The sequence below is a fragment of the Mammaliicoccus sp. Q-M61 genome, from assembly GCF_022386055.1.
In the GTDB taxonomy this organism is placed as follows: domain Bacteria; phylum Bacillota; class Bacilli; order Staphylococcales; family Staphylococcaceae; genus Mammaliicoccus; species Mammaliicoccus sciuri_A.
Map to the genome: position 1 here is coordinate 55075 of NZ_JAJNJL010000005.1, position 24234 is coordinate 79308.

Consider the following 24234-nt stretch of genomic DNA (forward strand, 5'->3'; position numbering starts at 1 on the left):
TCACCTAAATATGTTTTCTTTTTTCTTACCTCTCGCTAACTCATCTATTAATTTGTCTAAGTATCTAATTTCTTGCATAAGTGGTTCTTCGATTTCTTCAACTCTTATGCCACATATGATGCCTTTGATCAGTTTACGATTTGGATTCATATTTGGTGCTTCTTCAAAAAATGTTCTAAAATTAGTTTTGTTCTCTAACTGCTGATCTAATGATTCTTGACTATAACCTGTTAACCAAATGATGATTTCATCTACGTCTGCTTTTGTTTTACCTTTTTTCTCAGCTTTTGTGACGTAATGTGGATAAACATTTGATACTGGCATGTCGTATATTTTTTCATTCTTCATTATGCATCCCTCATTTTTATCTTTACTTTATTATAAAGGGTAACAGCATTTATTGACTAATTTTATTCGTTATTCATCATCTTCGTCTAAGTCTTGTAGTAAATCATTTACTTTTACAATACTTTTTTGTGTTTCATTAATGATGTCCGCTTCTTGATTCAACATTTCTCCATTTAGATATGCAATAACCATAGGCAAATTCATTCCGGCATATAAATCAAACTGCTTTCCATTCATTAAAGTTTTAGAAATGACATTGGCTGGTGTACCGCCTAGTAAATCTGTAAATACAGTTACTTCTTCATCATTGATTGCTGCTAGAAATTTCTTTTCAAAGTCTTCTTGTCCTTCATCTGGTAAAAGTGCAACAGTTTCAATATTATCTTGTGGTCCTAATATCATTTCGACACTTTCTTTTAAACCTTCACACATTGAACCATGACTTGCTAAAATTAATTTTCCCATCGTGAAAACTCCTATTAATTAAATTTTTGCTAATACACCTAATGCAGATAATATAACCGTTACAATGATAACGATAAAGATTGCACGTGTTGAATTCATATGTTTTTTACCTAATAACCAATAAATACCTAGTACAATTGCTAATGGTAATAATTTTGGTAAGATCATATCGACATTATTTTGAATATTAACCGTTAAATCACCAATTTTTGGTTCCCAAGCAAATTGAACTTTAACCATCGTGGCGACGAGTGCTCCGACCATAAATACCCCGAGCAATGTAGCGGCATTTGTTAATGATTCAAGCTTATGTTGCATCGTTGTTACTAAAGATATACCCTCTTTATATGCAAATTCTAATTGTTTCCATCTGAAGACCATAACGGCAATTTGTGCTGCTAACCATATAAAAGCACCAAAAGGATTTCCGTTAATCGCCATATTGGCAGCTAACGCCCCAAATATAGTTGGAATTAATGAACCGAAAATAGAGTCACCTACAGCGGCGAATGGTCCCATTAAACCTACTTTCATACCACTTACAGATTCTTTAGATTTAATTTGTTCTTGTTCTTCCATCGCGATATCAATACCCGTTACAATTGTGTTGAAAAAGTTACTCGTATTGAAGAATTGAGCATGTGTATGCATCATTTCTTTTAATTCTGGTGTATCGTCACCATAAATTTTGCGTAATTGTGGAAGCATAATAAATAAATAGCCAGATCCTTGCATACGTTCATAGTTCCATCCGGCTTGGAACCCTAATAAACTTCTTCTATTAATCTGTCTAAAATCTTTTTTCGTTAATTTATACTGACCTTCTGTTGTGACATTTTGTTCTTTAGGATCAACATTTTGATTATAGTTCGTCATCTTCAATCTCCCCTTCATCATCATTTTGAGAATTAGAAGTATTCATTTCTCCAGGTTGTACTGGTTTTGCTAAAGAAGTACGTTTGTATTCCATTGCAGCAAATGAAAATCCGATTAACGCAATGGCTAACATAGGTAGAGGATTGAATACCGCATCAAATTTCTTATCAAGTCCTGATACAGCTGTACCTAAACCACTCATACCATCAAATACTGTAGCTAATAACGCTGTTAATACAAATCCTAAAATGAAATACATATAATGTTTCTTAATAGGTAAGTATCTCAATAAGATTGCAAAACCGACTGCTGGTAATACAGCTCCTGCAGTTGTTAATCCATCTCCAAGCCACTTTAAGTCAGCGTTCAAGTAATTCACAACTGTTTTAACGACAGAACCACCAAATGCTAATGCTAAGAATACTGGAATCATTCTTGATAATGCCCATGGAATAATACCTGCAATATAATAACGTTCAATTCCTTTATAATCCATTTGTTCGATTTTAGCGTCTATACGATGTGCAAAGAATGTATTTGTAAATCGAGCTAGAATATCTGTTTGAATCATCAAACTCGCAACAGGTACGGCTAATGTAGCAATTGCTTGCGTCGGTTGCATACCTAATGCAACTGAGAAAGCTACCGCTAAAATTGTACCTGAGTTCGCATCAATTCTAGATGCACCTCCGAATGTACCAACCCCTAAAATTGTTAACTGCATACTACCACCGATAATTAAACCAGTTGTTACATCTCCCATTATTAACCCTGCAATTAAACCTGCGAATACGGGTTGGCTTATTGAAGAATAAAGATGAAGCTCATCCCATATTTGATAACCCGCATATAATGTTAAAAGCAGAACTTGCCACCATAATATTTCCATAATTAAAAACCCCTTTTTGTTTAAATATTATTTAATCAATGACATGAAATCTTCACTATTATCATTTGGAACCATTTGCGAAATAATTCGAATACCTTTGTTGTTAAGTTCTTTAAATGTTTCTATATCTTTATCCGTAACATTAATCGAACGTTTAATTGATCTTGTTTCATTTGTTTGAGACATATTACCAACATTTAACTCATCAATTTTTACACCATAGTTTACAAGTTCTAAAAATTGTTCAGGTCCTTTGGCAATCACCATTAATCTTTGAGAGTCATATTTACCGTTTAGTATGTTTTCCGCTGCCTTTTTAACAGGTAATACACTTAATTTAACACCAGCTGGCGTTGCTAATTTAAGCCCACTTTTATCTACTGTACTTTCTGCGACAACATCATCAATAACCATAAGTCTTGTAATATCTAGCTTTGTCGTCCACAAATTTGCTACTTGCCCGTGAATCAGCCTACCATCAATTCTATTCGCTATAATTGTCATTTAAATCTCTCCCTTTTTTTGAATAAATTTAGGTTCTTTCACCAAATTAATTTCTTGGTTATACGTCCCCTCAGTATCAAAAATAATTATTTCGTTTTCCCCTTCATGAAGCAGTGCTTTTGATATATATAAGGATGCTGTTGGTCCAACATTCCAATATCTACCTATGTTCACGCCATTCACTAATACTACACCTTTTGAGAAAGCGCTTACATCAATATGCGTATTGTTTGCTTCATTTAACGTAAACACATACCTGTAAAATGCAGGTGTCCCTTCAATCCATTCCTTTTCAAAATGCGCCTTGTTTAGTTGCTCTAATTGAATATGGAATTGTTCATAGTCTTGAACAAAGTGCAAATCTTGCATTAAACCTTGTCCTAAACCTTTTCTTTGTGTACTCGCAAGCAATTTATATCCATAATTGACACGCCCCATATTTTCAACGAGTATATCGATTTGAGGTTCTTCTGAGTGTAACTCAACTTCAAAAGCATCGCCGATTTCTTGTTGATAAGCCGTATAAACATGTTCACCATCGATATACATTTTTACTCTATCTCGTGCATCAACAATTCTAAATTTTTCAACTGCTGAATCTTTGTGTATTTTCGTACGATAAAGCATGTAACCAAGACCATCACCCGCTTCTTCCATCGTCTCTGGATATTTAGAAGTCGTCTTGTACGATATTTCATCTAGAACATTAAACAAACTGACTTTATCTTGTAATTGAATGTGATCCAATTCAATAAAATCTTTTATTAAAGGTTCTGATTGCTCGATATGTGGTATTTCTTCTTTAAGCATTTTCTGCAAATCATAATACTTTTGAGTCGGATTGCCCATTTCATTAAGTGGTGCATCATAGTCATAAGAAGTAATTTGAGGTAAGTCTACCGTACCTCTAGCTGAGCAACCGTTCCAGAATCCATAATTCGTACCACCATGGAACATGTATAAATTGATATGTCCTTGTTGAACGCAAGTTCTTACTTCGGCAACTAAATCATCACTTTCTCGTTTAATAATGTCATCGCCCCATCTATTAAACCAACCATCCCAAAATTCCATACACATGAGTGGCCATTTTTTCTGAAATTCATCATGGAATGATTTTAAATTTTGAAAGTTTAAATCCGTCTTAGATCCAAAGTTTGCGGTTGGTAAAATATTATCTTCAGCCATACTGCCCGCTCTCAACGTTTGTGCCCATCCACCATCAGAAGTAAATAGCGGCACTGTTGTACCATGTTTAATCATTAAATCTTTAATCATATTTAAATATGATTTATCTTCACCGAATGAGCCATATTCATTTTCAATCTGCATCATGATAATCGGTCCATTATGATCAATTTGTAACGGCTTTAAAATTTTAAATAATTGTGTATAATATCGGTCTACTTTATCGATAAATCGTTGGTCTGACGAACGAATTCTCATTTCTTTGTAATTGAGCAACCATGAAGGTAAACCACCAAATTCCCATTCAGCACATATAAATGGAGATGGCCTTATAATCACATACAGACCTAATTCTTCAGCCAATTGAATAAAGTGTTGAATATCTTTTTCGCCACCAAATTCAAAATGTTCTTCCCGAGGTTCGTGATAATTCCACGGAATATAGGTTTCAACTGTATTAAAACCGAGTGCTTTCAAATTGTATAACGAATGATACCAGTCTTCTTTAGGTACTCTAAAATAATGAATGGCACCAGACAATATTTGAATAGGTTTATCGTCTAATAAGAAATCAGTGTTAATTTCAAATTTATGCATCTTTACACCACCTGTTTTTTGTTTATCTTATTGGAGTTGCTGTTTTCTGTATGATGTCATTGAGCGTTTTTAAATTATGAATGCCTTCACTGTTCAACCATTCTTTAGCAGCTTCTTGACCTTGTTCTTTAAGTACAACAGTTCCACCTTGCCATGTTGCACGTCCGCACAATACACCATTGAAATGCGCACCACTTTCATGTGCAAAGACAAGTGTATCTTTAAATTGTTGTGAAGTTAAGCCCCCACTTAAATATATGTAAGGTATTGAAGTTGCGTTGTCTTGCTCTTTAAAATATGATGCCGCTTCATCTTTACTAAAGACATAGTCTTCTGCAAAACCTTCGACATAGTTCATATTAACGGGTGTTTCAACTTTAAGGACGTCGACGTTATACTTTTCATCGCTAAAAGCTTTCATCGCCTCTATCACTTTATGTGGTCTAACTTTAGCATACGATCGACCTTTTTCATCACCTATTTGATCATCATAAGTTAAGATTTCTAATAGGAATGGAATATTCTCTTCGACCGTTTCTTGTCCAACTTGTTGCACTAAATCTTTCTTTACATCATTAATATCATCCGGCTCATCGACGTCATAATAGATGAGTAATTTAATACCGTCAGCACCCATCTCTTTTAATTGTTTAACAGATAAACCTTCAACTAATCTTGGTAATCTACCGACTACTGATTTATCGTATCCAGTTTGTTCATAAGCTAAAATTAATCCAGCATCTTTAGCCTTAGCTTGTATGCCATCTTTACCGTATTCAGGGTCTAATAGAATACTAGAACCACTTGGTGAAAGTGTTTCAGATACAAGCTTTTTAAATAATGCCACATTATCATCCGTTCCTTGTTCACCTAGTAATCTTTTGAGTGCACCTCTTTGGTCAACAGCAATTGCAGCGAATATCCCTTTGTCATCGACGAGTTTATTAATATCTTTATTTGTCATCCTAATTTCTCCACTCCCACTTTTTTGATTAAATCATCCACATCTTGTTGAATGATTTTTCCCGTTGCAGCTTGCATCGCATTTGAAGTACCACATGCTAATGCTGTTTGAATTGTCGTTACAGGATCTAAATCATGCTCCACACTATAAGCGATACCTGCTACAGTAGCATCTCCTGAACCTACAGGATTAACCGCATTTATATTTGGTAAAGATGCTTTGTAAATTGTCTCTTTCAATTTAATAATCGCACCTTCAGAACCAAGCGTTACAAATACATCCACATCTTTAAACAACTGATTTGTTTTTAGAATCTTGAAAATATCTTGGTGACTTAACCCCTTTTGATTAACTAAGTCTTCAAATTCTGATTGATTAGGTTTTATCGCATGAATATGAGCACTCTGTCCTAAAATTGCTTTTAACGATTGACCATCTATATCGACTATGTTGTAACTATTCGTTAATGTATTTAAAATTTTAATCATATATGCAGTCTTTGACTGATTCATTAACTTTGGTGTGCTTCCGCTGATAGTTACAACTTTGTATTGATGGGCAATATCCGCCAATTGTTTAAGATACAACGCTTGAGATGCTTTAGATACTTCAGGTCCACCTTCAAGAATTTCCGTTTGATGTTCACCATCGTTAATGGCGATACACTGTCTTGTATTACCTTCTATATCTATGAATTGAAGTTGAATATTTCTTTGTTCGAGTTGTGTTTGAATCCATTGTCCATTCGTTCCACCTAAATAACCTGTAGCTGTCACGTCTGCACCTAAATCATCTAGAACTTTAGTCACATTTATCCCTTTACCGCCAGCATTTTTAATCATTTGCGTTGGTCTATGCACCGCCCCAATTTCAAGACTTTCAACTTGATAGCTGATATCGATAGATGGATTTAATGTATTGGTCAAAATCATTCTTCTCACCCTTTAGCTATATGAATATATTGTTACCCCTTTAACAACACGATTGATAAAGCCATCTGGACTCGGATTATCAGGATTCAAGCCAAGTTCGACAGATTTTTTACTTGCTAATAATTGACCAAACATTAAATAAATCAGACCTATTTCAAAGTCGTTATAATCCTCAATATTCGGTATTTGTGTACTTTCATCTGAAGATTGACCATCTAAGATAAGCAACTGATACTTATCTTTAACTTTGTTCACTTCATTTAATAAGTCACTTTCATAGTCACGTTTATACGTTTCATTACTTCTAAGCAATATAAAAATAGACCCTTTCTTTAGTCCAGCTTTAGGACCATGTCTAAACCCTAATGTCGTTTCTCTAGCAATCTCAACATGACCGCCTGTTAGTTCATTTAATTTCAAGCTAACTTCTTTAGTAAGTTCACCTAACAAACCAGTTCCTACGTAGAATACTTTTTCAAATGATTTTTGTAATGTTTGATCTGCTAGTTCTTCCAAATATTCAAATAGCGAGTCTGCAGTATCATAAAAACCATTCGTAATCGATCCATTAAATAATAAATAACCTGCGACAAGCATTGAAGAAAAGCTTGATGTCATTGCTAATGATTTATCATTTGTTTGTTTAGGTAGAATCACTTTAAAAACATGTTTTAAACTTTCTTCAGTTGCTAAATAACCACTTTTATTATTTGTGATAAATAAATGATGTACGTTATCTGATAATTGTTCGACTAAATCAATCGTTGCTTTCGTTTCAGGACTATTACCAGATCTAGCAAATGATACAATTAAATACGTCGTTTCTGAATCTATATACGCTTCAGGACTCGTCACAAAGTGTGTCGTTGGCACAGATTCAAAATCCCACTTAGGCATATGTTTCGTATCAATTGCTGTTCTTAAAATATCTCCGACATATGCTGATGACCCTGCTCCCGTAAATAGTACCTTTAACTTCCCAGTTGCGTTTTCCTCTATATCTTTAATGAATTTGTCAAAATCTGATTTAATATCTTTAATAATCTCTTCTGTTAATTGCCACATTTCAGGTTGTTGTTTTATCTCTGAATATGTGTCCGTTGTGTTTAACAATACTTTCCCCTCCAATATTGGTAATGTTGTCATAACCAGTTTGTATATATAAAGACTATATTAAGTCTACTGTGTACTTATAGTCTTTACCGCTTGCAACACTCTCTGTGTACTCAATAATCTCATTATTTACAAAACTATATCTTTCTATAAACATACAAGGATCATTAACGTGCTTTTCTAAATGTTGAGCTTGTTCTTTAGTTATATTTTTTGCTGTTAATGTTTCATAAGCATGATTGATTTGAATATGATAATGCGTATTTAATGTTTCATATAATGAAACTTCATTAAAATCAAATCGATCTAACCCTTCGCAATTCTTTAAAGGTAAGTAACTAGTCTCAAACACTAACGGTTTATCATTGGCTAATCTTAACCTTTTAAGTTCATACACTTCTTGAAATGATTTGAGCTGCATTTTTTCTTGAATATAGATACTTGGCTGTATTCTTTGAATACTTAACACCTTAGTACTTGCTTTGTCACCGCTTTTTTCCACTTCATCTTTGAAACTATAAAGATTATTCATCTTTTGATTGTATTGATTACCTAATACAAAAGACCCTTTACCATGTTCTCTTTGAATTAAGCTTTCCGCTTCTAAGTTATCTAGCGCTTCTCTAATTGTAATTCTGCTAACATCATATTCATCGCAAAGCTTTCGTTCTGACGGTAACTTGTCGCCTTCTTTGTATTCACCAGAAATAATCTTATCTTTAATCTTTGTGTAAACTTGATAATATAAATGTGTATTTTTTAACATCTCAATCATTCCTATTCCAACTGGTTATAACCAGTTTTAATTATAAATCATTCTCTTTAAAATGTAAACGCTTTATAAAATTGTATATTTGCACTACACTAACTTTTTAGGTTGAAATGGTCTTATGCTCATAAATATTGCGACAAGAGCAAGTATCAATAATGAAGAGGCAAATATCAATGCGCCATTATAGTTATTAGAACTTCCGATAAGAATACCTGCAAAGTAAGGTGCCACAACTTGTCCGAGACTATAGATAAATGTTAGTAAAGCGACTAAATTTCTTCCTGAGACAGCACTCATAAGCTGACCACGCGACATAAATAAAGTCGTTAAGCCTAAGAATGTCCCACCAAACAGACATGAACTTATGACTAAACTTATAATATTATGCGAAAACACTGGTAAAATCACGCCAATAATTTGAAGAATGAATGCTAAATATATCGCTTTAATAAATCCAATTTTATTGCCTAAAATAGACCATAATACACATGAAGGTATTGCTGCCATACCCACAAACATCCAACTAAGGGCTGCATATTCTTTTAAATCAGGAATTGATTCAACAATCGCAACTAAGAACGTTCCTGTGACAATATATCCTGCACCTTCTAACAAATAAGCAATTGAGAAACATACCATAAACCATTTTGTATATAATGTGCTATTTTGATCATTTATATGTATTGTCTTTTGTTTTAAGTTAACAGATTCTTTAATTTCTTTCATAAAGAATATAACAATAAAGCCTAGTACCAATGAAGCGATACCTAAGATAATCCATGTTGATGCCCAAGTATTATAATCCGTATAAATTTGAATAAATATACTACTTGTAAAGATACCAATCCCTACACCACTATATAAAAATCCAGATAAATGAGATTTCCCGCCTTTATTTAAAGACTCGAGCACAACATTTGAAGCTAACACAAATACAGTACCACTTGTAATGCCAGCAATGAATCTTAAAATATTCCATACAAGAAAACCTTGTGTAACACCCATCAATAGAACAGAGATAATATTGATTAATAAATAAATTTTCAAATCTACCACTTTACTTTTAATAATTAAAAAGGTCGGAATCATCGCACCAATTAAATATCCTAAGTAATTGACCGTAGCCAGTAAACCAGCATTTTCGTTTGTTAAATGAGTCGCCTTTTGCATAAAAGGTAAAATAGGCGTGTACGAAAATCGCCCAATTGCCATGACAATAAATAGTGATAACATTCCTAGTAGTAATTGTTTATATGCTTTATTTGCTGACAATTTATGCACCTCATTTTCTATATTTAAACATTATTATCCTCCTCATATCATTAATATACAAGATGAATTTATAGTAGAAATATATGGAGAATGAGTGTGATGAGGGTGCTGCGGGTTCTTATAAACACTTCTGCCTAAACTTGTTCGTAACGGGGCTCTTGCGAACACTTTCGCCCAAACTTGTTCATAACGGGGGTGTTAGTTACAAAACTCGGCCGAAGTGTTACTATGGACCTCCTTAGTTACAAAAATCGGCCGAAGTGTTACTATGGACGGCGTTAGTTACAATAGTCAGCCGAAGTGTTACTATGGGCAGCCTTAATTACAAAACTCAGTCGATATGTTACTATGGACCGCCTTAGTTACAAAACTACTAAGAATTGTAATTACTGGTATCCTTATTTGCACTTCTTACCAAACTTGCTAAAAACAGCACTAGTATTTGCACTTCTCACCAAAACTGCTAATAACAGCACTAGTATTTGCACTTCTCACCAAAACTGCTAATAACGACCTCAGTATTTGCACCTTCAGCCAAACTTGCTAATAACGACCTCAGTATTTGCACTTCTTACCAAACTTGCTCATAAAAAAACGGGACATGCTCAATGTCCCGTTTCAAATCATTACTTTTACGCGTGTGTTCTCTTAAATCTTAATGTATATTCTTTAAAAGTAATGAAGCATTTATTTTTCTCGTCATATAATTTATATTTCAGTGATTCTAAACTCTCTTTAATTGTTATGGTTGTTGCGTGATGTAATGGTGGTGTCTTTTCGTGTGCTTGTTCTAATTGATAGTTTGGAATTCTTGGACTTAAATGATGAACGTGATGGTAGCCAATGTTCCCTGTCATCCATTGGAATACTTTTGGTAATTTATAATATGAACTGCCTTCTATAGCGGCTTTTACATAATCCCACTCTGATGATTCTTCGAAATATGAATCTTCAAATGTATGTTGAATATAAAATAACCAAATACCTAACATACCTGCAATAAACAACATTGGTAGAAATACAAGTACAAATGGAACGGCACCTACAATAAAGAAAATACCTACATAAAGAACTAGCAAGATTATATTATGCAACCAAGTGTTACGTTTTTCTTTAGCTTTCGCATCTTTAGCATTCATTCTATTTGAAATAAACATAAGGAATATTGGTCCTAAAATAAACATCACAAACGGATGTCTATACATTCTATATTTAAATTGAGTGAATTTTGAAGCTTCATGATATTCTTCAATTGTCATGACCCAAATATCACCAATACCACGTTTTTCTAAATTCCCGCTACTCGTATGATGTATAATATGCTCTCTTCTCCACTTTTCATATGGGAAGAATGTTAATAGCCCAGTTATATTTCCTAACAAATCATTGTTCTTTTTCTTACTCAAAAATGATCCGTGGCAACAATCGTGAAAAATGATAAATGTTCTAATAATAAAACCAGATGCCAATACACCACATAGGATCGATAATGACCAATGTAATTGATAACTTACCAAGCCAACAACAATAAGCGCAATTAATGGGATGATTGTGTTTATAATTTGAATTGTACTCTTCTTTAAATTGTTATTTTCAAATGGTTTAACCATTTTTCGAAGTAACTTTTTCTTTTCTTTTTCGATGATTTACACTTCCTTTTTATTCAATAAATATAAAAAAAAAAGAAGCACTTGAATGAATCAAGTACTTCCATCTCTATTAATCATGATATAGCATATTTACAAGCTTTACAAACAAAAAATAAACCCAATAAAACGATTACTATACTACTAAAATTTATTTTATTATAATAACAAATTATAACTTGGTCATAACAGTTGGTAACAATGACTTTTACTAAAAATTTATTTCTACTTTTTTGAAAGAAATATTATTTTGATGGTCATAATCCAATTGATAAATGTCAGGCATCTTCATACCTCATTCTCTCCGTAAACAAAAGAGAAACCAAATTGTTATTCAATTTGATTTGTCTCATGTTTAAGATATATCTTTTTTTATTCTTTACGATTCCTTACCACATAATATTTTTAACTGTTTCATCGTTTAATGCTTTTACGATTTCAGCTACTAATTTTACTGCGTTTAAGTAGTCTTCTTTATGAAGGATTGATACGTTTGAATGCATATAACGTAATGGAACGCCGATTGAGATTGTTGGTGTACCTTCGTTTGCTACGTGAATACTACCTGCATCTGTTCCGCCACCTGTTATGTTATCCCATTGCACATCAATGCCTTTTTCTTTTGCTACGTTTTTGATAAATTTTCTAAATCCAACGTGACCGATATTCGTACCGTCCATTAACAATACAAGTGGTCCGTTACCTAATTTCGTTTCGTGATCTTGCCCTTTCATTCCTGGTGTATCATAAGCAATACCTACGTCCACTGCGATAGATAAATCTGGCTTAATTTTGTTTGCAGCAACTTTCGCACCACGTAAACCAACTTCTTCTTGTACAGTTGCACCTGAAACTAAGTTTATACCAAGCTCATCATCTTTAAGTTCATTTAATACATCAACACTTAACGCACAACCGAATCTGTTGTCGAATGCTTTTGCTGTTAAGTAGTTTCCATCACCTAAAGTTTCAAACTCAGAATAAGGCGTCACCATATTGCCGATTTCAATACCTAAGCCTTCAACCGCTTCTTTATTATCAACACCTATATCAATAAACATGTCTTTAACGTCGACAGGTTTTTTACGTTCTTCTGGACTTAACACATGTGGAGGTTTAGAACCAATAATACCTCTAATTTCTTTACCTTCATCTGTAGTAATCGTTACTTTTTGTGAAAGCATCACTTGGTTCCACCATCCACCAATTGTTGTGAATTTAATGTAACCATCTTCATCGATACGTGTAACCATAAATCCAATTTCATCTAAGTGACCCGCTATTAAAATTGTTTTAGAACCATTTTTAGCGTTCTTTTTCCCGAAAATACCACCTAGATTATCTTCAATAATTTCATCACTTACAGGTTCTAAGTATTCTTTCATTTTAGCTTTAACATTATACTCAAATCCCGAAATACCATTAATATCTGTAAGTGTTTTTAATAATTTTACTGAATCTGCCACAAAAAAATCCCCCTTAAAATTAATTAACACTTTTACTATATCATTCTATTTAAAAAATGTATCAAACAAAGGTTTAATTTAATTGATTTTTCAGTATTTTAAACAAATTATTTGAATGATCAATGACAATATCAAAATTTTCAAGAAGAGGATGCATGAATAATTCATATTGAATACGTCTTTCATCTTGAGATGCCTTTAAAAATTCTATATCTATTCCTCTTACATGTACATCACGATCAAATCTTCTTTTCAGCTCAGTTTCATTATCCGTATAAATGTAGATGGATAAATCAACCCATTTGGAATCTATAAATGTGGTAGTCATACCTTCTAAGATTGTTGCTTTCTTTGTCGCATCTAAACGTTCAGATTGTTGCCATGGTGTTTCAATCGTCATGATATCTATACCATTACGTAAAGCACGTATATCGCGTTCCAGAATATCAACATTATGCGCTTCAGGCATACAAGCCGTTACTTTCGCTTCATGCTCTATACCGTTATACATATATTTCGCCTTCGTATGTTTTCTTAAATTCGAGTTTACTATATAAGTATCTGTACTGATCAAGTTATAGTCTTTAGGGTCTAGACATTGTATTAATTCCTGACAAAATGTACTTTTTCCTGAACCACCATGTCCACTAATTCTAATCATGATTTGATGGTTAGAGCGCTTTATAAATTCAACGACTTCTTCAATCACAGCATTCATATTCTTATTACCTTCACTCATCATTTAGCCCTTTGCCATCCAATATATGATCGATATATTTTTCTACTCGACTAACGCGTGTTGCTAGGCGCTTTGCTTGGCTAATATAGTAAATATATTGGCGTTGTCTTCCTGGCGTCAAATTATAGAAAGCTTCTTTTAAGTTACTATTTTGATCAAGTTGTTCTTGTAGTTCAACTGGCATTTCATATTCTTCTGTTTTCTTTAATTCTACTTTAGCGCCTGACTTTTCAAGCTCGATTGCTTCTTCAACATAAGATTTAATAATATCTCGTTGCTCTTTAATTTGATCTACATTGGTAAATCTCAATTGTCTAGCGGCTTGAACATTTTTCGTTTGTTGAATCAATATTTTTTCAGGATCTTTAAGTAATGAACCTTTATGAAATAAAAGTGCACAATATTCTTTAAATCCGTGTATCAATACAACATTCTTACCTTTTAATGTATAACATGGGTGCATCCATTTATAACCTTCTTCTAAATCACATTCACGTATAATTTCTCTTAATCGTTCAAATTCATCTTTCCACTTTTTTTCACGTTGCATAAAAGCTTCAACTTTAGGATTTTTCTCCATTTTTTCACTCCTCAATATTATTTCCTGAATGATTTTAATTTATTATATACTAAATGATTAAAAAAGAGCAGATATCCTTAAATATAAGAAATTTCTGCTCTTCTTTGTGCCAAATGTATTAATTTTTGTCTATTTTTATCATACTTTTATTCGTATCATGATAGATTTCATCATTCATTTCTTGCATTTTGCGTTCTACATTTGTTATTTCTATTGAACATTCTTTTAACTTTTCTTCATATTGTTCAGTAGATACATGAGAATTCTTATATCTTAATTTATGTTCCAAGCTTGCCCACATATCCATTCCAATTGTACGAATTTGAATTTCAACAGGTATCATTTGAACACTTTCCGCCAAAAATACAGGAATAGATACAACTAAATGTAAACTTTTATATCCATTCATTTTAGGATTTTCTATATAGTCTTTTCTTTTTAATAATTTTACGTCTGTTTGTCTAAGTAATAATTTTTCAATTGTATAGACATCTTCTAGATAATTACAAATCACTCTTATTCCCGCGATATCTTGAATATTCTCTTTTGCTGAATTCGCATTTAAAGGAAATCCTTTGCGTCTTAATTTCTTAATAAGACTTGGAAATTCTTTAACACGCTTTTCCATATGGTGAATTGGATTATGTTTATAAGCAACTTGGAATTCATCGTCCAATATTTTCAACTTTGTCCCGATTTCTTCTAAAGCTGCAGCATATTGATGTTGTAGTTCTACAAAATTAAACAACTCTTCTAGCGCTTGTTCAGAAGACTGCGCGTATTCAATTTCACCTAAATTATTCGTAAATTCCTTCTTTAATTCTGCTAAATTGATTGTTGGTTTTCTTTCTATATACATAGATATGCTCCCTTATATTTTTAAATAAAAAATATATATCACTTCATCTAATTATATCATTTAAAAGTTTGCGATTAAAGAAAGTCGATATACGTTTGATTGTTCTTAAACGAATGCAAGATAAAGAAAAACGCGCAAGACTCGTAAGCCTTGCACGCTTATAAATACAAATATATTTCTCAATACTACTTTAATTCTGGCCAGTATTCTTTATTTGCTTCAATAAGGTCATCTAGTATATCTTTAGCTACTGATGCACTCGGAACTGTGCGAGATAACGTTAGTGCTTGCCATAGTTTTTGATAAGATTGTTCTTCATAAGCTTCAACTGTTAATTTCTCAACACCTACTTGTTGTTCCATTAAACTTTTTTGGAATCTTGGGATTTCACCAACTGATAATGGTTCTGGACCTTCGCTACCAACTAAACATGGAATTTCAACCATCGCTGTTGGTTCAAAGTTTGAAATGGCACCTTTATTCTCAACAATCATTAACATTCTTTCTTTCGTATTAAACGCAATCGCTCTTGCTAAGTCTACAATATAAGATGCATGTTCATCTATTGTTAATTCCGTTCCTTTAGCTGTGCCTTGATCAATAATTTTTTGACATTCGCCGAACACAAATTTTTCTCGTCCTGCCATTACTTCATTTGCTCTTGTATAGTCTTTGTTTGAATGTTCCACAACGTAATCAGGGAAGAAGTAATATTTTAAATATGTGTTAGGTAACGTATCTTTATCAAGTGCTTGTACATCACGCGCTTTCTTGAACGTATCATTCCAACTTGCTTCTTGTTCAATATCACTGCCCGTATCTGTCGAATACCCAAATTGTTCAACGTGTTTAATGATACTTGGCATTAAATCATTACCTGACTTATCTCTTATATCTGTCCACCAACCGAAGTGATTTAAACCATAATATTTAACGACCATTTCTTTTCTAGATTTCAGCCCAATATTTGTTGCCATCAGTTCTTCAATTCCAATTGGCATATCACAAATATTTAAAATTTTAGAGTGAGGTCTTAATTTTCGAGTTGCTTCAGCTACAATTGCTGCTGGATTTGAATAATTTAACATCCAAGCATCTGGTGAATATTGTTCCATATAATCTACAATTTCTAGTACGCCTGTAATAGAACGCATACCATAAGATATCCCACCAGGTCCGCACGTTTCTTGTCCAACTACACCGTGTTTCAATGGAATCTTCTCATCTTGTTCTCTCATCGCATATTTACCAACACGTATGTGTGCCATAACGAAATCTACATTTTCAAAAGCTGTTTTAGGATCCGTACTCGCCTGTAACTTAACACCAGGCGCTCTTTCACTAAGAAGTATTTCACAAGCATCCGCAATGGTTTGTTGTCTATCACCATCATTGTCGTATAGTTTAATCGTATCAATCGGAAAATCTTCTAAATGGTCCAGTAACATTAATATAATACCTGGCGTAAATGTACTTCCGCCACCTGCTATTGTGATGTTAAATTTCTTCATTATTTATGACCTCCATATATTTATATCATCGTTTCAAATGAATCTCTTACTTGAGGTACACTAAGTCCCACAATTACTTGAACATTTGTACCACTTTTCGCTACACCATGTGCCATTTGATTATGTGTGAAATAGTCATTATCTTTTACTAAACTTGGATCTTTAACCGTTACCCTTAATCGTGTCGCACAATTTGTAACGTCTTTAATATTGTCTTTGCCACCTAATCCTTCTAAGAAATAAATAGCTTTCGTATCGTATTCTGATGCATTGTCATCCATTTGTGTATCAGCACTTGCTTTCTTAGATTTATAATCTTCTTTCGTATAAAGCTTAGCTTCTCCATCATCAGGCACACGTCCAGGTAATGGTACATTAAATTTCTCAATAATAAACTTAAATACAAAGAAGTAAATGACAACAAAGATGATACCAATGATAAATTGTGCAACGTAAGTCATACCGTGATTAGAGAATAATGGAATCCAGTTAATAGCCGCGATTTCTATCGCACCACCACCTTGAATACCCACTACACCAAATAGGTACATAATTGTAACCATTGTCGCACCTAATAATGCATGAATTAAGAATAAGTATGGTGCTATAAATAAGAACGTAAACTCTAATGGTTCTGTAATTCCTGCGAAAATTGCTGTTAATCCAGCTGGTAATACTAATGCTAATACTTTTTTCTTGTTCTCTTTCGGTGTTGAAGCGTACATCGCTAACGCAATACCTAAACAACCAAATATTTTAATGTTACCTTGTAACAAGAATCCATATGGATAAAGTTCTTTAAGAGATTTAGCAGAATTTGAGAATTCTGTTAAGTGTTGAATCCAATAAGGTTTCAATCCACCGTTGACCGCTGCAGGTCCATATTCAAATGGTGTGTATATGAAATGATGTAACCCTGTAGGAATCAATATTCTTTCTAAGAAGTGGAATAGCCAAACCCCTACAAATCCTGATTTCAACATGACACCTTGTAATGAACCGATACCTGCTTGTACTGTTGGCCATACCGCACATACGATAAAAGCGATTGGGATCATAACAAAGAATCCAATGATAACAACGTATGGTAGACCTTGGAAAATACCAACCATTTCAGGTAATTTCTTATCATAGAAACGATTATGTATCCAAATGACAATTGCTGATATGAAAATTGCACCAATGATACTTGTGTCTAATGTTGGAATACCAGCTATTTCTTTTACACCCGTTAAATTTTCAACACCCTTTGATAAATCTACACCGAACGTCTTTGGCCAAAGGGTTAAAATTGCATTAATAAAATTGTTAAATACTAAATAAATCATTAAAGCTGCTAGTGTTGCTCTACCTTGAGCTTTTTTAGCAAGTGAGATTGGAAGTCCAATCACAAACGCTAGCTCCATATGGTTGAATATTGTCCAACCACCCGCTTCAATTAAACTCCAAATTTTAAACCACATTGTGCCATCTTCAGCTATTGAACCCATAATATTTGGATTTTTAAATAATGTTGCAAATCCTACAACAATACCAAAAAATGCAAATAGTAATACCGGAACAATCATGGCACTACCAAATCGTTTAATTGCATTCATATTTTAACCCCTTTTCCTCATCAATTTATCTCAACAATATAGGAAGCGCTTACATTTGCCAATAGGTTTGACGTAAATAGAAATCACATAGTAAACTTAGATTATATTTTCATAACATGAAAATTTTTTCACTTCGAATGGAGGATTATAATGATTTTGGATAAACTGATTAATGAACATTATCAACAACTTAATGACAACGATATACATATCATACAAATGATTAATCAAAATATTCACTTGATTCATCGATTAAAAATACAAGAAATCGCCGATATATCACACACTTCAATTTCTTCTATTCACCGACTCGCTCGCAAACTTGGCTTTGATGGTTATAGTGATTTTAAAGCTTACATTAAATTAAATAGACAAACATCTAAACCATCGACAGATATCATTGAAAGTTTAGAGCAAGATTTACAACAAACTATGAAACATTTAAAAATGATCGACTTTGATTATATAAGCGAACAAATCAATCAAGCGCCTTATATCTACATATATGGTACAGGTGTCGCACAATTAAACGTTGCACGTGATGCTCAACGACACTTTCTTTCTATCAATAAAAGAGTAATGGTTATTAACGACGAGAATGAACTTAAAATCGCTATGAATCAAATGAATAAAGATGATTTAATTTTCATCATTTCATTATCAGGCGAAACATCACACTTAAGAGAGAACGTCGAAATTATGCATACACGAAATATTAGTTATATTTCTATTACAACATTAAAGGATAACTATTTAGCTCAGAATGCGAGCTACAATATATATGTTAATAGTTCACCGATAGAATTATTTAATCAAACTTCTTATTCCAGCTTCTTACCGTATCACATTGCTTTTGAAGTCATCGTACGTAAATTCAGTGAATGGAAACTTGCTCATTAGGGTATAATTATCATATAAACGATGAAAAGTTCTATAGGAGGTTACATCATGAATAAAGTATTCATAACTGGAGAAATTCCAACAGAAGGATTAGAAATGCTACAAGAACATTTTGAAGTAGAAGTCTTTGAAGGGGATCAATTAATTACGAAAGATACTTTACTTCAAAAAGTAACAGACGTAGATGCAATTATTAGTCCACTATCTACAAATATCGATAAAGAAATTATTGATCAAGCACCAAACTTAAAAATCATCGCAAATTATGGTGCTGGTTTCAATAACATTGACGTTAAATATGCGAGAGAAAAAGGAATAGATGTTACAAATACACCAAAAGCCTCAACAAATGCTACAGCAGATTTAACGATTGGCATTTTACTTGCCGTATCTAGAAGAATTGCTGAAGGCGATCAACTTTGTAGAACAACTGGATTCAACGGTTGGGCACCATTATTCTTTAGAGGTAGGGAAGTCTCCGGTAAGACTATCGGCATAGTTGGACTTGGTGAAATAGGTTCTGCTGTTGCTAGACGTGCCAAAGGTTTTGACATGAACATCCTTTATACTGGACCACATAGAAAGCCAGAACAAGAAGCTTCATTAGGGGCTACTTACGTCAGTCTTGATGAGATGTTAGAACAAGCAGATTTCATTACAATTAATGCTGCCTACTCTGATGATTTACATCATTTATTCAATAAAGATACTTTTGAAAAAATGAAAGATACAGCATATATTATTAACGCATCTCGCGGACCTATCGTTGATGAACAAGCTTTAGTTGAAGCTCTACAATCTAAAACAATCGAAGGTGCTGCATTAGATGTATTTGAATTTGAACCAGAAATTACAGATGCACTTAAAACAATGGACAATGTCGTGATAACACCGCACATCGGAAATGCTACATTTGAAGCACGTGATGAAATGGCAAGAATCGTCGCAAATAATACGATTAAGAAACTACAAGGTGGTACACCAGACTACATTGTGAATAAATAATAAAAAGATCCTCGCACTCATATTAAGAGTCCGAGGATTTTCTTTTATTTAACAAGTTTTCTTTATCGATGATCGTTCTTAATTTATAAATACTTTCTTTTATATCATGTTCATCAATATATGAATAAGAAAATCTTAAACTATGCTTTTCTTTTTCTGAATATATCTCCCCTGGATGAATGAGTAACCCTTCCTCTATGGCCAGTTGGAATAACCTTTTTAAATCAATACTTTCATTAAATTTGAACCATATATAGAAAGACCCTTCTACTTTAGACCATCTACCAATATCTGAGAAAGATTCTGTTAAAGCATCTTCCATCATATCTTTGCGTCTTTTTAAATTACATTTAATGTCTTCAATATGTGTCTCATGGTAATGTGCTAACCATTTAGTAGCTATAAATTGAGAAATCGAACTTGCACCATAGTCATTTTGCATTTTTAAATCTGCTAAATGATTAATGACCCGTTCGTTACCAATTAACCACCCTATTCTGAGGCCGGGACTAACTGTTTTAGATAGACTTCCTAAGTACAGCACATTATGACTTGTATCAAGCTCTTTCATAGATTTAGGAATCGGACCTTCAAACCATAGCTCACTATAAATATCATCTTCCACAACAGGTATACCCTTTGCTTTACACTGTTCAAGGATTTGTTCCTTTTCTTTCAATGTATATGTGTGTGATGTAGGATTGTGCAATGTAGGATTACAATAAAATATACTATTACTGTAATCTTCATCTTCTTTAAAAATCGCCTGAATATTATTTCTTATATAATCAATTGATAATGGAATCATTTTGGAATGGATTTTGTGCCACGTTCTAATTGAATTGATATAAGATGGTGTTTCAACGATAATTTTTGATTTGGGGATTAATAATCCATCAGCTATCAACTTCAAACCTTGTAATGCACCAGAAGTGATACAAATTTCTTCTACACTACACTCAATACCTCTTTTTTTAACTAGTTCTTTAACTTGTTGTCTCAACTGAATATTCCCTTTAGGTGCTTCGTAATTTGAAGTCAATTGACGACTTAAATCTTTAGAAATGATTTCATGAAATGCATCATTAGGTATTAATTCTGGCGAAAGTTCACCCGTCCCTAATCTCACCATGTCAGGTATAAATTCGCATCGATTAATTTCTCTAATATAATATTGATTGTTCTGGTTAATACTATTACCTATATAATCTTGCCAATTCAAATTATTACTCACATACTCATTCCATTTATTTTTCGAAACATATATCCCTTTTCTTTCCTTACTTTCAAGCACGCCATAACTTTTCAAAATATCAATCAAATGTACAATTGTTGATCTATTTACACCATACTTTTGTGTTAAAGCTCTTTGCGAAGGTATTTTCATACCAACTTCTAATTGACCATTATTAATATCTCTTAACATATCATCTATAATTTTTTGGTAGATAGGTTTTTCCATAAATGTAACTCCAATCTGGTTGGGCATAAATTTAATTCTGGATGATTTCATTGTAGCTTATTTCTTTTATACTATACAAAAAGGAGGTTCAATCAAATGTTTCAAGCAGTCATCCACGGTCTTTTATTAGCACTCGGTTTAATTTTACCATTAGGTGCTCAAAATATATTTGTTTTTAATCAAGGCGCAAATCATAAAAGCTTAAATAAAGCTTTACCCGTTGTTATTACAGCTGGTCTATGTGACACATTACTCATATTACTTGCAGTGTTTGGCGTATCACTCATCTTAAATCATTATCCATCACTGCAATTAATCATATATATCGTTGGATTAATTTTTCTATTGTATATGGCTTGGACGTTATGGAACGAAAAATCATCAAGCAATGGTTCAGACTTAGCAATATCAGCTAAAAAACAAATCAGCTTTGCACTATCTGTATCATTGCTCAATCCACATGCCATTATGGATACAGTCGGTGTTATCGGTACAAGTGCATCACTATATTCAGGGTATGAAAAAGTCGGATTTACAGTAGCAACAATCTTTATCTCTTGGTTCTGGTTCTTCGGACTTGCTATAGCAGGTAAACAAGTCGGCATGTTTGATAAATCAGGTAAATTTATCATCATTTTAAATAGAGTATCAAGCATCATCATCTTATTCGTCGCAGCACTCATTATTAAAAATATAATCAATATGTAGAATGAGGTAAAAATGTTTTGGTTGGGATTTAAGGTGGGGGTTGTGGGGCTCATTTTCGCGTATTTTTAAAATTTATTGACCGCTAACGATCTTGTTTCGTTTTCTTGAACGTTAGAATTTCTAACGATCTTGTTTGCGAGTCTTGAGCGTTAGCGCCCCGTTTTCACGCATTTTTTAAAATTTATTGACCGCTAACGATCTTGTTTCACTTTCTTGAGCGTTAGAATTTCTAACGATCTTGTTTGCGAGTCTTGAGCGTTAGCGCCCCGTTTTTGCGCATTTTTTAAAATTTATTGACCGCTAAAGATCTTGTTTCACTTTCTTGAGCGTTAGAATTTCTAACGATCTTGTTTTCGACTCTTGATCATTAGCGCCTCGTTTCCTCGCATTTTTTAAAATTTATTGACCGCTAAAGATCTTGTTTTACTTTCTTGAGCGTTAGAATTTCTAACGATCTTGTTTACGATTCTTGAGCGTTAGATTAGTTTAAACAAAATAAATGCTGGCACTAATTTATTAATCAGTGTCAGCATTTATTAAAAAAGTAGAATTTCATCATTATGTTTAACTTTTTATAAAGTTCCATTCAAAAATTGTGCTTCTCCTTTGAAGAAACTCCAATCTTCATCTGTATTCTCGACTATACTAAACATAACGTCTTCTTTTCTTATATTTAATTTGTCATGCAACTCATTTACAACTTCTCTATAGAACTGTACTTTTTGTTGTTGGGTTCTTGGTCTTGTAATAATCGTGAAAATTATAACACCCTCTGTTCGCTCTACACCTAATCCAGTATCTAATATTTCCATCTCATAATCTTCATGTTGCGTAACTATTTGATATCTATCACCTATTGGCGCATCAAATGCAGTTAACATTGTTTCATATGCTATATCTAATATTTGTTTGATTTCACTCTTTTTTCTTCCTTTTATTATATCTATTTTCATTAAAGGCATATTATCCACCACTTATCGTCTAATTATACTTTGCCATTAGATTGGCATTTATAAATAATTGATTCAACTGTTCGTTCGATTGCTTTTTTACTTGGATTCAAGATTTGCTGTGGATTAAACAAACTCTTATCATTAGTTAATACTTCTCTAAGTTCATTACTCCACGCAATATTTATTTCTGTATTAAAGTTAATTTTTGCGTGACCTAATTTTATCGCTTTCACTAAATCTTCGTCTGATATACCTGATGCACCATGTAATACTAAAGGTATATCAATTGTTTCTTGAATTTCTTTCATTTCTTTAAATCCTAAATTAGGTTCACCTTTATATTTACCATGTACTGACCCGAGTGCTGGTGCCAATGTATCTATATGTGCTTTTTGTGCTAAGTTTATACAATCTTCTAACTTCGCATATTGTACATTTCCTATGACACCGTCTTCGTTTCCACCAATTGCTCCAACTTCACCTTCTACAATCACGTTATTTTTATGTGCATATTCTACTACTTGTTTGGTAAGTTCTATATTTTCTTCAATTGGTAATTTAGACCCATCAAACATAACAGAATCATAACCAGCATCTACTGCTTTCTTACACCCTTCAACAGTTAAACCGTGATCTAGATGTATAATTACTGGTACTGTTATATTCATTGACTCTATTTTATTTCTGATTGTTTTACAGATAAAATCATACCCACCTAAAAAGTCTATAATTTTATCTGTCGTTCCTAAAATAATGGGGGAACGTGTTTTCTCAGCAACTTTTAAAATACATTCAATCCATATTAATCCGTTAACATTAATTTGTGGAATAGCATAATGTTCTGTCTTTGCTTTGTGTATAAATGTATTCATTCTATAACGTTCCAC

At 33.0% G+C, this 24234-nt stretch carries 24 protein-coding genes; 3 read left to right on the plus strand and 21 right to left on the minus strand.

What is annotated here, in order from left to right; translation table 11 throughout:
* The 18 genes from LQ677_RS08415 to LQ677_RS08500 form a co-directional block, all read right to left on the minus strand.
* On the minus strand, nt 1-348 hold the full coding sequence (locus tag LQ677_RS08415; RefSeq protein ID WP_204188370.1) for a DUF2200 domain-containing protein: 348 nt from the start codon (nt 346-348) through the stop codon (nt 1-3).
* A gap of 69 nt (nt 349-417) precedes the next feature.
* Nucleotides 418-813, minus strand: coding sequence for a PTS sugar transporter subunit IIA (locus LQ677_RS08420; protein ID WP_239748297.1), 396 nt, complete (start codon nt 811-813; stop codon nt 418-420).
* A gap of 18 nt (nt 814-831) precedes the next feature.
* The gene (locus LQ677_RS08425) at nt 832-1689 is read right to left on the minus strand and encodes a PTS system mannose/fructose/sorbose family transporter subunit IID (protein WP_037590374.1); all 858 of its coding nucleotides are present in this window, start codon (nt 1687-1689) and stop codon (nt 832-834) included.
* Complete coding sequence (locus LQ677_RS08430; RefSeq protein ID WP_025906947.1) at nt 1676-2578, minus strand: PTS mannose/fructose/sorbose/N-acetylgalactosamine transporter subunit IIC; 903 nt, start codon at nt 2576-2578, stop codon at nt 1676-1678. Before LQ677_RS08430 ends, LQ677_RS08425 begins: the two co-directional genes overlap by 14 nt.
* Before the next feature lie 27 nt (nt 2579-2605).
* A complete protein-coding gene (locus LQ677_RS08435; protein ID WP_239748298.1) occupies nt 2606-3082 on the minus strand; it encodes a PTS sugar transporter subunit IIB in 477 nt (158 codons plus the stop codon).
* Nucleotides 3083-4867 (minus strand): glycoside hydrolase family 35 protein, encoded by a 1785-nt coding sequence (locus LQ677_RS08440; protein WP_239748299.1) that lies wholly within the window; start codon nt 4865-4867, stop codon nt 3083-3085. It lies immediately after the preceding gene.
* Nucleotides 4868-4889: 22 nt separating this feature from the next.
* Nucleotides 4890-5831: a tagatose 1,6-diphosphate aldolase gene (locus LQ677_RS08445; RefSeq protein ID WP_204252702.1), complete on the minus strand. Its 942-nt coding sequence runs from the start codon at nt 5829-5831 to the stop codon at nt 4890-4892.
* A complete protein-coding gene (locus tag LQ677_RS08450) occupies nt 5828-6763 on the minus strand; it encodes a 1-phosphofructokinase family hexose kinase (protein ID WP_191836109.1) in 936 nt (311 codons plus the stop codon). The genes LQ677_RS08445 and LQ677_RS08450 overlap by 4 nt, the downstream gene beginning before the upstream one ends.
* A 12-nt stretch (nt 6764-6775) precedes the next feature.
* Entirely contained in the window at nt 6776-7876 is a 1101-nt protein-coding gene (locus LQ677_RS08455; protein WP_239740133.1) for an SIS domain-containing protein, read from the minus strand.
* Nucleotides 7877-7931: 55 nt separating this feature from the next.
* On the minus strand, nt 7932-8642 hold the full coding sequence (locus tag LQ677_RS08460; protein WP_196308191.1) for a GntR family transcriptional regulator: 711 nt from the start codon (nt 8640-8642) through the stop codon (nt 7932-7934).
* A 93-nt stretch (nt 8643-8735) separates the two neighbouring features.
* A complete protein-coding gene (locus LQ677_RS08465) occupies nt 8736-9881 on the minus strand; it encodes a YbfB/YjiJ family MFS transporter (protein ID WP_374199838.1) in 1146 nt (381 codons plus the stop codon).
* Nucleotides 9882-10552: 671 nt separating this feature from the next.
* Complete coding sequence (desA, locus tag LQ677_RS08470; protein WP_275583270.1) at nt 10553-11530, minus strand: Delta(5) desaturase DesA; 978 nt, start codon at nt 11528-11530, stop codon at nt 10553-10555.
* A 425-nt stretch (nt 11531-11955) separates the two neighbouring features.
* Entirely contained in the window at nt 11956-13032 is a 1077-nt protein-coding gene (locus LQ677_RS08475; RefSeq protein WP_239748301.1) for a M42 family metallopeptidase, read from the minus strand.
* A gap of 73 nt (nt 13033-13105) precedes the next feature.
* Complete coding sequence (locus LQ677_RS08480; protein WP_239748302.1) at nt 13106-13771, minus strand: uridine kinase family protein; 666 nt, start codon at nt 13769-13771, stop codon at nt 13106-13108.
* On the minus strand, nt 13764-14351 hold the full coding sequence (locus LQ677_RS08485; RefSeq protein ID WP_239748303.1) for a YdeI/OmpD-associated family protein: 588 nt from the start codon (nt 14349-14351) through the stop codon (nt 13764-13766). Before LQ677_RS08485 ends, LQ677_RS08480 begins: the two co-directional genes overlap by 8 nt.
* Before the next feature lie 118 nt (nt 14352-14469).
* The gene (locus tag LQ677_RS08490) at nt 14470-15210 is read right to left on the minus strand and encodes a GTP pyrophosphokinase (protein WP_037590362.1); all 741 of its coding nucleotides are present in this window, start codon (nt 15208-15210) and stop codon (nt 14470-14472) included.
* Nucleotides 15211-15395: 185 nt separating this feature from the next.
* The gene (locus LQ677_RS08495) at nt 15396-16721 is read right to left on the minus strand and encodes a 6-phospho-alpha-glucosidase (protein ID WP_239748304.1); all 1326 of its coding nucleotides are present in this window, start codon (nt 16719-16721) and stop codon (nt 15396-15398) included.
* Between the two features lie 20 nt (nt 16722-16741).
* A complete protein-coding gene (locus tag LQ677_RS08500) occupies nt 16742-18319 on the minus strand; it encodes an alpha-glucoside-specific PTS transporter subunit IIBC (RefSeq protein ID WP_037590360.1) in 1578 nt (525 codons plus the stop codon).
* A 150-nt stretch (nt 18320-18469) separates the two neighbouring features.
* On the opposite strand from LQ677_RS08500, the gene LQ677_RS08505 reads away from it, so the two are divergent.
* Entirely contained in the window at nt 18470-19219 is a 750-nt protein-coding gene (locus LQ677_RS08505; protein WP_037590359.1) for a MurR/RpiR family transcriptional regulator, read from the plus strand.
* Nucleotides 19220-19267: 48 nt separating this feature from the next.
* Nucleotides 19268-20224: a 2-hydroxyacid dehydrogenase family protein gene (locus LQ677_RS08510; RefSeq protein ID WP_191836113.1), complete on the plus strand. Its 957-nt coding sequence runs from the start codon at nt 19268-19270 to the stop codon at nt 20222-20224.
* A gap of 22 nt (nt 20225-20246) precedes the next feature.
* Here the strand turns inward: LQ677_RS08510 and LQ677_RS08515 are convergent, their stop codons facing one another.
* On the minus strand, nt 20247-21686 hold the full coding sequence (locus LQ677_RS08515; RefSeq protein WP_239748305.1) for an aminotransferase-like domain-containing protein: 1440 nt from the start codon (nt 21684-21686) through the stop codon (nt 20247-20249).
* A 96-nt stretch (nt 21687-21782) separates the two neighbouring features.
* On the opposite strand from LQ677_RS08515, the gene LQ677_RS08520 reads away from it, so the two are divergent.
* On the plus strand, nt 21783-22394 hold the full coding sequence (locus LQ677_RS08520; RefSeq protein WP_107576715.1) for a LysE/ArgO family amino acid transporter: 612 nt from the start codon (nt 21783-21785) through the stop codon (nt 22392-22394).
* A 572-nt stretch (nt 22395-22966) separates the two neighbouring features.
* Here LQ677_RS08520 and LQ677_RS08525 read toward each other — a convergent pair.
* Both LQ677_RS08525 and fba read right to left on the minus strand, forming a co-directional pair.
* Entirely contained in the window at nt 22967-23356 is a 390-nt protein-coding gene (locus LQ677_RS08525; protein WP_191836115.1) for a tautomerase family protein, read from the minus strand.
* A 23-nt stretch (nt 23357-23379) separates the two neighbouring features.
* Complete coding sequence (fba, locus tag LQ677_RS08530) at nt 23380-24219, minus strand: class II fructose-1,6-bisphosphate aldolase (RefSeq protein ID WP_037590354.1); 840 nt, start codon at nt 24217-24219, stop codon at nt 23380-23382.
* Between the last annotated feature and the right edge of the window lie 15 nt (nt 24220-24234).